Below are 11,540 nucleotides of genomic sequence, written 5' to 3'. Positions count from 1 at the left end.
CGGCGTACAGGTATCCGTCGGAACTGCCGACGTAGGCGACTCCCCCGGTCACCACCGGCGAGTGCACGATCCCGCCGGTGCTGAACGTCCACCGTTTTGCGCCCGTCCTCGCGTCGAGCGCGTACAGCTTGCCGTCGTCGCTGCCCAGGTAGACCACTCCGCCCACGAGATAGGGGGCTGAGCCCAGCGCCGCTTGGGTGGTGTATGACCAGCGCCGCTCGCCTCTGGCGGCGTCGACCGTGTACAGCGTGCCGTCGTTGCTCGCCGCGTACACCAGATCACCCGCGACCGTGGGGCGGTTGACCAGGACGCCGGTGAGAGGGAAGCGCCACAGGCGGGTACCGGCCTTCGGGGGGTCGCCGTCCAGCAGCCGCCGGCCGGTGAAGGCCAGGGCGGCGGAGGCGGCAACACCGGCGGCGGCCAGCAGGACGCGCCGCCGGCCGGACGCCGCGTCCGCCGCAGCGGGGACCTCGCGCGGACCCGATCCGGTCGTCGGCGGGCAGTCACCGGTGTCGCCGCGGCCGTCCGGCGCGCGCACGAGGATGTGCCTCGGGTCCGTGCTGGGCGTGGCCGCCAACGGGCGGGGCAGCCAGCCCGGTTCGAACAGGGCCGTCGCGGACCGGCCCCGGCCCAGCACCGCCCCGACCTCGGGCAGCCCGGGGCGCCGCGCAGCGTCCTTGTCCAGGCAGCCGGCGGCGATCCCGCGCAACGGCTCCGGTACCGCGCCGAGATACGGCTCCTCGTGCATGATGCGGTACAGCAACAGGTGGGCCGTGCCCTCACCGAACGGCCCCATCCCGGTGGACGCGAAGACGAGGACCGCGCCCAGCGCGAAGACGTCCACGGCGGTGCCGACGCCCTTGCCGCGGATCTGCTCCGGCGCCATGTATCCGGGTGAGCCCATCATGGTCCCCGTGCCGGTCAGCGCGCTCGCTTCGACGACCCGGGAGATACCGAAGTCGATGACCCTGGGACCGTCGGCCGCCAGCAGCACGTTGCCCGGCTTCAGGTCGCGGTGCACCACCCCGGCCGCGTGAACGGCGGTGAGCGCCTGGACCAGTCCGAGACCCAGCTCGCGTACGGAAGACTCCGGCAGCGGCCCCCCGGCCAGGACCGCATCCTGCAGCGAGGGGCCGGGGATGTAGGTGGTGGCCAGCCAGGGCGGTTTGCCGTCGGGCTCGGCGTCGACGACTCCCGCGGTGCAGGGCCCGGACACCGACCGGGAGGCGGCGACCTCCCGGGCGAACCGCCTGCGAAAGAGCGGATCCTCCGCGAGATCGGGCCGAATGACCTTCAACGCGACCTGTTGGTTCTCCGGCGACCGGGCCAGATAGACCCGCCCCATACCCCCACTGCCCAAGCGGGCAAGCACCCGATAGCGGCCGACCTCGCGAGGATCGTCCGGCGTCAATGGCTCCATGCCGCCCGCCCCTCCCTGACTCCGCGGGGAAGGAACCTTCCCCGAGCCGCACACGTACACACTGGCCCCCCGTCCGCCCGGGCCGCGAGCGCAGCACGACAGCACGACTGGTACACGCGCCCCCAGCCCGGTCGACGCCCTGAATCAAACAGGAGTCCGCAAACCTCCTCCTTGCGGTGAACGTGCCGTGTGGCATCCGGGCGGACGCGCCGTGGCTCTGCAGGATGGGGCCCCGTTGTCTGCCCGTCGATGACCGGCCGGTGCAGCAACGGATCTCTGGGGACTCTCATCTCGCATAAGGATCACGCACGTTGACCAGAATCTCAGCCCTGACCCCCTCTGTCCGCCGCCTGGCTGCCGTCGCGGTCTCGGGCTTCCTCGTGGCCGGCCCGGCCGTCACGGGAGAGGCTTCCGCCGCTGAGGCGGCCGACGCGTCGAAGGGCGGCGCCACCGCGACGGCGTTCCGCGCCGCGCTGGACGTCTCCGGGCCGACCGGAACGGTGCCCGTGCACGCCTCGCTCAACGCGGTTCAGGCTCCGGCGACCGCCGAGAAGAAGACCCTGGACGTCGCCCTCGACAAGGTCGACGGCGACCGGCCGGTCAATCTTCTGCAGGCCGACGTCGCCATGGCCAGGGGTGATGTCGCGCGGGGCCGGGCGCAGGGCACCACCCACCTCGTGCGGGCGCGAGTCCATGTGCCCGGCCTCCCGGTGCTGCCCGTGCTGGAGGTGGAGGAGGTGACGGCCACGGCGACCTGCGTCGCCGGACAGAAGCCGACCGCCGAGTCCCAGGTCCTTGGCCCCCTCACGGCCCTGGGCAAGCCGTTGCCGAGCACGGGCGACGGTACGACCGTGGAGGTTCCCGGCGTGGGCAGGGTGCGCCTCGCGTTCTCCCACAAGGAAACGACCAGCAGCACGGCCGCCGCCACCTCGGTCCAGCTGCAGGTGTCCGTGGATCCGCTGCACCTGGGCGTCGCGAAGGTGGAGGGAACGGTGACCCTGGCGGAGGCCACCTGCCGGTCCCCTCGGGCGAACGCCCCGGTGGCGCCGGGGCGTTCGGCGCCCCGTCCGCAGCTGGTCAGCCGCTCCGAGGCCAGCGACCTGGCCAAGACCGGCGGCACCGGTCTGACCCCGTACGTCCTGTCGGCGGGAGCGACCCTCGTCACCGTGGGCGCAGGAGCCGTGAGGCTCGCCCGCCGGGGCCGCCGCAGGCACCCCTGACGTCATGACCGGCGGCAAGGCTCGCCCCCGCCGACGGAGTCGTCGTGCTCGGGGCGGGTCCTGTCGTCGCGTGGGGCCCTACGGGCTGTGGCAGGCAACCGGCGCAAGGTGATCGGCGCCCTGGGCGTGTCGGAGCCGGGCGCACGCGCGCCTGCCGGCCCGGGCAGGGCGAGGTCGGTCCTTGCGGGTCAGCGCACCCTTCCTCGCGGCTTCAGCGGTACTCCAGGCAGTTCCGGCGCGGGCAGCGGTGCCCCGTCGTACCCCTTGACCTCACCGAAAAGGAGTCCCTTCATCCAGTCCTGCCGGGCCTCTTCGATCTCTTCCTGGGACCGGTCGACGAAGTTCCACCACATATCAAAGCGATCGCGCGTTTGATGGAGGTCTGCAACCAGAAGAAGGCGATGCCTCGGTCGCAGTCGAAGGCGGAGCGGATCCAGAAGTACGGGAGGATGCGCTTGGAGGAGTATGCCGAGGAGTGGAAGGCCGGCCAGCGGCACCTGGCTGTCTCGTCGCTGCGGCACCTCGCCTCGCTGCTGGAGCACCACCTCCACCCGGCGCTCTGCAGTCGGCGGATGAACTCCTTCGATCCTTACGACAAGCTGCGCGCGGTGTTCCTCGATGCGCATCGGCTCGGCATCTTCTCCGACAACCCGTTTGATGGCGTCAAGCCGCCGCAGTACGACCCGGCTCGGGCGGTGATCCCGTCCCTCGAACAGCCGCGAGCGATACGGACCGCGGGTGACGACGCCTTCATGCTGGTCGTGGAAGCGGATCAGGGCAGCGGGCGAGGTGGACATCCCGGAAGGGATGGTCCTCTACGGCAACCGCCGCTTCTACGCGTCGAACTGCCTGAGCAACGCCATACCGATCACGGACGTCGCCAAGTGGATGGGACACAAGAGCGTCGACGTCACGTTCAAGATCTACCGGCACCTTCTGCCGGGATCGATCAGCAAGGCGGCGCAGGTTCCGGACATGGCGCTCGCGGCCTGACATATCGAGGATTCCTGGCCGCTCCGAAGCTCAGGCATCGAGCGTGGGCGAACTCAGCCGAGCTTGGGTGCATCTCGGTACACCCACGTGATCGACATGTTCAGATACTCGGCGGCCTGCGCAAGCTATGCGCTCGCGTCGATCACAGCTTGGCTCGCATGAAGGGTAGAACGGACAGAAAGAACCGACGACCAGGACGAAGAGCGAACTACGTCCGTCCACAGCGAGCGGCATCACGGTATTGAAAGGAACAACCGCCATGGCCCTGACCCAGCAGACGATGACCGATGAGCAGCGTAAATCGGTCGTTCTGGAATACCTCAAGGCCTTTGACCACGGCGGTGTGACTTCCAGCAGCGGCAACATGGTGGACCTGTTCGCCGATGACGCTCAGGTGTACTTCCCGAAGTGGGGACTGGCTACCGGCAAGGAGGAGATCGGCACGCTCTTCGCCGAAGTCGGCACCACGATCAAGGCGATCAAGCATCACTACGCTGACTTCAACTGGATCTTTTCCGGCAGCGATGTGGTGGTGTGTGAGGGGACCAGCCATGGTGAGCACCGTGACGGTCCGTGGCGCGCCGGAGTGCCCGAATGGGGCGCCGGACGATGGTGTGACGTATTCGAGATCCGCGACTGGAAGATCCAGCGTTGTTTCGTCTACCTGGATCCCGACTATGCCGGCAAGGACACCGCCCGCTATCCCTGGCTTGCCAAGCGGACCAATCCCTGAGAGCGGCTTGCCTCGGCCGGCCGCTTCACACTTTTTCTTCGACAAGTCCGAACATTATCAACTGATTGTAAATCCAGGCGTCGCCCTGGTGATCTACACGTGCGTCTTTGTCGCTGTGGATGTGTCCGCGGTGCCGGTCTGCGCCAGGGGCCTCAGGGCGGCGACGGGATTCATGGGCGGACCTGATGTCGCGATTTCGGTTACCTCGGTCGGCGGCCTTGGTCTCGACGGTCGCGACGGGATGCGTGGAGGCGTCTCTCGCGGCCGTAAGGCTTGCAGCGGAAGCGGAGCTGACCGTGGCGAGGAGAGCACCTCCGGCTACGGCGAGAGAAGCAGTGGCTATGGCGACACGCCGGACTATCGTGTTCATCGTCTTTCCTTCTGGAAGCCCATCTCTCAATGTCCGCGAGTGCTGTCCTGTGTCGTGACTGCGGGCACTGGGTCGAACCTACGCCAGGAAATGTAGTTGAACAATAAACTACATCGGTGGTGTGTGTCGCCCAGCTCGGCTTCGTGCAGCGGTCGCCAGGGCTCGGTTCCGGACGGGGTGTCGACGCGCGGTGTCGGGATACCGGCTGCCCCGTCACCGGTGCCGGCCGCACCATCCGGCGGTGGCCCGGGCCACTACCCACGTTCACGTTCTTTCAGGGGCGCGCCGTCTTCCTCGGTGCCGCACAGCCGGTGGGTCAGGACCGTGCAGTGCTTGTTCACCCGGTAGAGGACGAAGGCCGCGATGAGAGCCCCCACCATGGGGGCGAGCAGGTACACCCACAAGAAGGACGACTGCCCGGACGCCAGGGCCGGTCCGAACTGGCGTGCCGGGTTGACCGAGCCTCCTGTGGTCGTTCCCAGCAGGGCAATCGCTCCGCCGATCAGGAAGCCGACCAGCCAGGGGACCAGGCGTGCCAGGCGAGGGGCCTGCAGGAAGGAGCCGACGAGGTACACGATGACACCCATGCTGGCGGCCTCGGCGCCGAACAGCTCAGCTGCCGTCCAGCCTGCGCCGGGCTGCAATACGGCGTAGGCGACCGGGGGGTCTTTGGCCGCCGGGCCCCATACGGCGCCGGCCAGGAGTACTCCCAGAACGGAGCCGGTGAGCTGTGCCAGGACGTAGGGGACAACGGAAACGCCGGGGAAGACGCCGAACCGCCACATCGCGAGAGAGATTGCTGGATTGATGTGTCCGCCGCTCGTCCTGCCTGGCCGGCTGACGATGAGAGCGGCGATCAGTAGTCCGACAGCTGCCCCGACGATCAACAATTGCAGATGAATCCGATCGACTCCGTCGGAGATGAAGGATGGGCCCATCACCCATCGGACGATCGTGGTGACGCCGAACAGCAGCACAAATGCGAGGTAGCACTCCAGGGCGCTGTGACCCGCGATCGTCGCCGGCCGCGGAGGGGCGCTGCCGGTTCGCCCGGCCGGCCGCGGGTCGCTGGAGGGCGCGGGAGTCTCTGGCATGGCGGTCCTCGGGAACGGGAAGAGTGGACCGGCGACAGGCATCGGGACGTCGCCGGGGTGACCTCGAACGTGGCTCTGGTGCCGTCGGCTCAGCCGCTGTTTCGGCGCGCTGGAAGATAGTGAGAGACCTTGAACGGGTGCCCGGGATCCAACAGCGATCTGGCCTTCTCCTCGGCTGACCGGTCATATCCGGTGAGCCGGCCGCTGTGCTGCCGTTCATGCTCCTCCCACGGGGCCACCGCGAAGACCTCCAGGTATGTGTCCGGTTGGGAGCCGTCACGGAACAGATCCCAGCGCAGTGCACCGGTGCGCAGACGGGAGCGGCCCACAGCCTCCATCGCGTCGGTGAAAGCATCGGCGTGGTCGGCTGGAACGCGGTACTCGACCGTGACGAGAACTGGTCCTGTCGATGCCGATGGATCGAGAACCATGACGGGAGCCGGCCAGTGCATGGATGAGGTTCAGCCCGTGTGGCTGCCGAACATGGCGCGGGCGTAGGTGACTCCTATGCCGTAGGCACCGGCGTGCTGCGTGACGATGTCCATGACCGGCTCGTACGTGTCGGTGCGACCCCAGTCGCGCTGCCATTCGAGGAGGGTGGTGAGCCAGGTCGTGGGGACGATGCCACGCTGTGTCATGCGTGTGACGGCGTTGTTGTGAGCAACCGGCGAGACGCCGCCGCAGGCGTCGGTGGGAACGTACACCTGGTAGCCCTGGTCGGTGGCGGACAGGGCGGCGAACGAAATGCACACCTCGGTCCACAGGCCGGCCAGCACGATCTTGGGTCGTCCGGTGGCCTTGACGGCGTCGACCACCCGCTGGTCCTCCCAGCAGTTCATGGTGGTTCGGTCGATGGGCTCAGTACCGGGGAACTGCTCCGCCAGCGGGGCCAGCAGGGGGCCGGAGAACGACTTGGAGGCGACGGTGGTCAACACCACCGGTACGTCGAAGACTTTCGCGGACTTCGCGAGAGCCACGGTTGCGTTGATGATGTCACCGCGGTCGGCGCTGGTGGTGCCGAAGAACATCTGAGGCTGGTGATCCACCAGCACCACGACGCTGTCCTGCGCGGTGAGAAGCTGTGCGGCGGGGGCGTCCGTCACATTCTGGATGTTGACCATGGTCCTTCTGCCCTTCAGCTGTTGTGGATGCCCTGGTACCGACGGATCGTTGCCTCGCCTGCCGTACGGCCGGTCACAGAACGAAACAGGCGTCGAAGATTTCGGATGCTGCGGCATCGTCGGGAGCGAATCCCTGGACGATGCGCCACTGGCGGTGCTCTTCCGATTCGGCTGCGGCCTCGATCAGCGCTTGGGCCTGCCGCACTCCGGAGGGCGGGGTCGGGAACATCGTGTGGTGGTAGCCGCCGTAGTAGGTGACCGGGCTCCAGGACGGCGATGCGTCGGGCAGGGCGGGGGCGAGCCCCTCGAACTCCCCGGCCGCGTAGACGACGCGTCCGCCGACAACGGTCAGCAGCGACTCGATGTGGGAGATGTCCTCATCCGGAACGGTGAAGTAGTCCGCCGACAGGACCGCCACGTCGGCGTAGTAGCCCTCCTTGAGGATTCCCTTGACGTCGCTCTCGCCGGACAGTTGGGCGCCGGCGGCGGTGTACATACGCAGGGCGGTGTCCCTGTCGACCATGTTTTCGGGGGAAGCCAGAACCTGGCCGCCGATGGAGCGCCCTCGCACAAGCCATTCCAGGGACAGCCAGGGGTTGTAGCTGGAGACTCTGGTGGCGTCCGTGCCGGCGGCGACTGTGAGGCCTTGGTCGAGCATCTTGCGGATCGGCGGGGCATCGGATGCTCGAGCGGCTCCGTACCGGTCGCGGAATGCGCTGCCCTGGAACATCATCCGGTTCTGGATGGACAGGGCGCCCCCCATGGCCGCGATGCGGCTCAGGCTCGCCTCGGACACCGTTTCGGCGTGGTCGAAGAACCAGGGGACACCGCGCGGGAAGCCGGTGTCCGCCGCCACCTTGTCGAACACGTCAAGGTTGGCGGCGATGGTCTCCCCGTAGGTGGCGTGCAGGCGGAACCCCCAGCCGTTGTCGAGGAGCAGGCGTACTGCTGATTCGAGTTCGCTGTCCGCACGCTCCGGCCGCAGGGGCCTTGGCTCGGTGAAGTTCTCGTAGTCGGCGGGGGACCAGGCCAGGTTTTCGCCCGCCCCGTTCAACCTGAGCCACTCGTCGCCGTCGCCGGGCCGTACCATGCCGATCCAGCGTCGTAGATCGTCCAGTTCCTGCCCGGCGGTCTGCGGGAACAGGTGGTAGGCGATACGCATCGTCAGCAGGCCCTGTTCGGCGAGTCTCAACACCGCCCCGTAGTTCTCGGGGAAGTTCTGGAAGCCGCCACCGGCATCGATCGCGCTGGTCAGGCCGAGCCGGTTGAGCTCATGCAGGAAGTGCCTGGTGGAACCGATCTGTTCCGCATCCGACAGTTTGGGGCCCTTGGCCAGAGTGGCGTAGAGCAGGCCGGCCGCGGGAGTCGCGAGCAGAAGACCGGTGGGTTCTCCCGAGTGGTCCCGTACGATCTGGCCGCCTGGCGGAGCGACGCTGTCCTTGGTGAACCCGACTGCTCGCAACGCGGCCCGATTGAGAATCGCGGACTGATAGAGATGCAGCACGAAGACAGGAGTGTCAGGCGCCGCAGCGTTCAACTCCGATACCGTCGGCAGGCGTTGCTCGGCGAACTGTTCTCCCGTCCACCCGCCCACGACGCGCACCCACTGACCCCGGGGCGTGCGCGCCGCCTGCTCGCGCAGCATCCACAAGGCGGTGCGCAGGGAAGGGACGCCGTCCCAGCGCAACTCCAGAAGGTAGTTCAGACCACCACGGATCACGTGCAGGTGGGAGTCATTGAGCCCCGGGATGACGCGTCGGTTGAGCGCGTCGATGATGCGCGTGTCCGGCCCCACGAACGGGACTATGGTCGCATCGTCACCGATGGCGGTGATACGGCCGCCGCGTACGGCCAGAGCAGCAGCCCCGGGCCGGGCTGCATCACCTGTGTGAATACGCCCGTTACGGATGATCAGTTCGGCCGGCTCTTGTGCGTTGGGGTCAACGGCGATGCCGTCTACGGACATTGTGTTGATCATGTAGATGCTCCCTGACGCACGTGGCTGCAGCATCGGTCACGCCGGTACCGCCGGATGACGTAAAGACGCCGGATGTGCGGGAGCCGGCATCGGGCAGTGCCGGACAGTGCACTCAGGAGCCTGCAGGCCCGGCTTGCCGGAGAGGCGGCTGCCGCACAGCTTTGGGCCTGGGGACCTCCTTCATCGCTGGGCCTACATCTGAACGTGTAGGCGCCGGCCGCGGAACTCCCAGGACTGGCATCAAAAAGCCTAAAAGGCGACGTTATGTCCCATTCAGGAGGTTAGCTGCATTCAATTGCGCGGGCATCTCGGGCTGCCATCTCCGCCGTGCGGGCAACCGCGTGCTCGTGCTCCGCCTGGTGACGGGCGGCGGCGCAGGTCTCGTCACCCCCGGGTTCACCGGGTCGGTGTAACCGGGAGAGACAGTGCTGCCGCCGGAGTGGTGGATGGAGTTATGGAGAGCGAGGAGCGTCTACTCATGGCCGCCGTGAGCGGTGGCGCCTGAGGCCAAGCGGCTGTAGACCTTGTTGACGAACTTGCCCCGTTCCCGCAGGCGGCAGAGAGCGTCGATGAACTGCTCGAGCTGAGAGGATAGTGCCCAGGTGCGCCAGGAACGGCCTCACGGTCCAGCTCCGCTGCCAACCGCGGGTCTGAGGTTCCCACATGAATCTTTAACCGTCTGCTCAAGTGTTGCGACCCGACCGCCGCGGGGAGGGTAGGCAACTGGAGGACCAGGCCTCGAAGGTGGCTCGCTGTGAACGGTATGAACCCACATGGTCCCGGCACGGAACGCGATCCTGCCCACCCGCCCCGGCTGCTGGGAGTGCTCACTGTTCTGACGATGGTGACCGGGCTCGTGGACGCCATCAGCTATCTGGGCCTCGGGCATGTCTTCACTGCGAACATGACCGGCAATGTGGTGATCATCGCATTCGCGCTGGTGGGCGCACCGGGCTTCTCGTTGCCTGCATCGGTGATCTCCCTGGCCGCGTTCTTCGTCGGAGCCGTGGCGGCAGGCCGCATGGAACTGGCGCTGCGCCGTCGTCCGCGCCACCACTGGCTGCGAGCCTGCCTTGCGGTGGAGGCAGGGCTGCTGGGGGTGGCCAGTGCTGTGGCTTTTGCCCTCCCGTCCGGGGTCAGGTATTCCGTGATCGCCTTGACCGCGCTCGCTATGGGGATGCGCAACGGTACGGTGCGCAAGCTGGCCGTTCCGGATATGACAACCACGGTCCTGACCTTGACGGTCACCGGTCTCGCCTTCGATTCCTCCCTCGCCGGCGGCACCAATCCACGTGCCCTACGGCGCGTCGCCGCGGTGGTGGTGATGCTCGCAGGCGCGCTGCTGGGAGGCTGGCTCGTCCTGCACCATGATCTGGGCTGGCCGCTGCTGATCAGTGCCATCACCGTGGCGGCCACCGTTCTTGTTTTGAGGCCCCTTCCCGACAAAGGCACGTAGCCGCCGGGATCCGGGCTTTCACTGCCCGTGGTGCACCGCCGTCAAGGCGAGACATTCGGCTTGCGGTCGACGGGGGTGACCGGCGCGATCTTCTCCTTGCACGTGCGCCGCGCACCGGACCAGGGGGCAGGGACGGCATCCAGGAGGTAAGCGAAGCGGTAGGCGAGGTCTTCATAGTTGACGCGCCAGCCGCGGAAGTCCGGCCATGCCTGCTCCGGGGTGCGTTCGACCGTGTAGCCGTGCGCTGTCACATGAGCGACGGCCTCGGCGAACTCCTCGTACGTGAGCTGGATGGGCGAGTCGGGGGAAGGGTCCGGTTCGAACGGCAGGCGCCAGACCTCGGCGATGTTGCGTAAGCAGACGTAGCCGCCCCGCAACGCCAGCCGGGCATCGGCCTGCGGGCAGCTGGGACTGAGGGCGAGTTGCATGGCCGCGGCGTCCATGACGGCCAGCAGGGAGACCAGCCAGTGGTCGCCGGCTCTCGGCGAGCGGAAGCGGCTGAGCACCACGTAGCTGGTGTGGCTTTCACTGACCTCGGCCGACCAGCGCTCCCAGCTGCGGAACAAGTCCGTGAGGCTGTCGGTCAGCCCGATCTGTGCATACCGCGCCAGGATCTCCGGTCCCCAAGGCGGACTGCCGGCCCGTGCCTGCAGCATGGTCACTTCGGCTTCGCGGCGGGAGTAGGCGCCGTACAGAGCCGGAAGGTAGCCGATCTGGAGGCCGATGATGATGGGCCCGGTCGCAGCCGCGCAGAGGTCGAGCGCCGTCAGCTCCACGGTACGGCTGCTGGCGAAGCCGAGCGTGAAAAGCGCTACTCCTGTCTCCCACAGGGCGCCCACCGCGCCGAATCCGCTGATGGCCATCTGCAGCATCGAATAGCCCAGCCAGGCCGCCGCCAGCCATCCGACCAGGTGGAACAGGACGGAGACGGCGGCCTCCGGAGCCAGTACACGATCCTTCTTCTCGAAACTGGGGAAGCGGTCCGCCATGAACTGGAACGGGACGTGCACCATCCTGTGCAGCACTCGTGTGAAGGCGGACCGGGTCGGCCGGGGGATCAGCAGTGTGCGCAGCACCGACGAGAACGTACCCAGGACGATCAGCGCACCGACGACGCCGATCAGGACACGCACAGGGACCTCCCGCGGTGAAGAA

The 11,540-nt window shown here is 67.6% G+C and carries 10 protein-coding genes and 1 pseudogene; 4 read left to right on the top strand and 7 right to left on the bottom strand.

Annotated elements, in window-relative coordinates; genetic code table 11:
* A partial coding sequence (locus FB563_RS43445) for a serine/threonine-protein kinase (protein ID WP_167528565.1) occupies positions 1 to 1,420 on the bottom strand: 1,420 nt, incomplete at its 3' end.
* Positions 1,421 to 1,731: 311 nt separating this feature from the next.
* Between FB563_RS43445 and FB563_RS42665 the strand changes: the two genes are divergently transcribed.
* Positions 1,732 to 2,640 carry an SCO1860 family LAETG-anchored protein gene (locus FB563_RS42665; protein WP_063797055.1) on the top strand — a complete coding sequence of 303 codons (909 nt, stop codon included), beginning with the start codon at positions 1,732 to 1,734 and terminating at the stop codon, positions 2,638 to 2,640.
* Between the two features lie 188 nt (positions 2,641 to 2,828).
* Here the strand turns inward: FB563_RS42665 and FB563_RS44850 are convergent.
* A pseudogene (locus tag FB563_RS44850) lies at positions 2,829 to 2,993 on the bottom strand (pirin-like C-terminal cupin domain-containing protein); the annotation flags it as partial.
* Positions 2,994 to 3,429: 436 nt separating this feature from the next.
* Here FB563_RS44850 and FB563_RS43435 point away from each other — a divergent pair.
* Both FB563_RS43435 and FB563_RS42650 read left to right on the top strand, forming a co-directional pair.
* The gene (locus tag FB563_RS43435) at positions 3,430 to 3,633 is read left to right on the top strand and encodes a site-specific integrase (protein ID WP_159045489.1); all 204 of its coding nucleotides are present in this window, start codon (positions 3,430 to 3,432) and stop codon (positions 3,631 to 3,633) included.
* Positions 3,634 to 3,892: 259 nt separating this feature from the next.
* Entirely contained in the window at positions 3,893 to 4,366 is a 474-nt protein-coding gene (locus FB563_RS42650) for a nuclear transport factor 2 family protein (protein WP_055705596.1), read from the top strand.
* 624 nt (positions 4,367 to 4,990) lie between these two features.
* On the opposite strand, the gene FB563_RS42645 is transcribed toward FB563_RS42650, so the two are convergent.
* The 4 genes from FB563_RS42645 to FB563_RS42630 all read right to left on the bottom strand — a co-directional run bounded on the left by FB563_RS42645 (position 4,991) and on the right by FB563_RS42630 (position 8,929).
* Positions 4,991 to 5,713 carry an MIP/aquaporin family protein gene (locus FB563_RS42645; RefSeq protein ID WP_159045488.1) on the bottom strand — a complete coding sequence of 241 codons (723 nt, stop codon included), beginning with the start codon at positions 5,711 to 5,713 and terminating at the stop codon, positions 4,991 to 4,993.
* Between the two features lie 206 nt (positions 5,714 to 5,919).
* The gene (locus FB563_RS42640; protein WP_079048707.1) at positions 5,920 to 6,282 is read right to left on the bottom strand and encodes an MFS transporter; all 363 of its coding nucleotides are present in this window, start codon (positions 6,280 to 6,282) and stop codon (positions 5,920 to 5,922) included.
* 9 nt (positions 6,283 to 6,291) lie between these two features.
* Entirely contained in the window at positions 6,292 to 6,951 is a 660-nt protein-coding gene (locus FB563_RS42635; RefSeq protein WP_055705593.1) for a hydrolase, read from the bottom strand.
* Positions 6,952 to 7,024: 73 nt separating this feature from the next.
* The gene (locus tag FB563_RS42630; protein ID WP_199832779.1) at positions 7,025 to 8,929 is read right to left on the bottom strand and encodes an amidohydrolase; all 1,905 of its coding nucleotides are present in this window, start codon (positions 8,927 to 8,929) and stop codon (positions 7,025 to 7,027) included.
* A gap of 763 nt (positions 8,930 to 9,692) precedes the next feature.
* Here FB563_RS42630 and FB563_RS42625 point away from each other — a divergent pair.
* Positions 9,693 to 10,385: a YoaK family protein gene (locus FB563_RS42625; protein WP_055705592.1), complete on the top strand. Its 693-nt coding sequence runs from the start codon at positions 9,693 to 9,695 to the stop codon at positions 10,383 to 10,385.
* Positions 10,386 to 10,426: 41 nt separating this feature from the next.
* On the opposite strand, the gene FB563_RS42620 is transcribed toward FB563_RS42625, so the two are convergent.
* Positions 10,427 to 11,518, bottom strand: a complete 1,092-nt coding sequence (locus tag FB563_RS42620; protein ID WP_055705591.1) for a hypothetical protein — start codon at positions 11,516 to 11,518, stop codon at positions 10,427 to 10,429.
* Between the last annotated feature and the right edge of the window lie 22 nt (positions 11,519 to 11,540).

This window comes from Streptomyces puniciscabiei (assembly GCF_006715785.1).
In the GTDB taxonomy this organism is placed as follows: Bacteria; Actinomycetota; Actinomycetes; order Streptomycetales; family Streptomycetaceae; genus Streptomyces; species Streptomyces puniciscabiei.
This window is presented reverse-complemented; position numbering and strand designations above follow the sequence as displayed.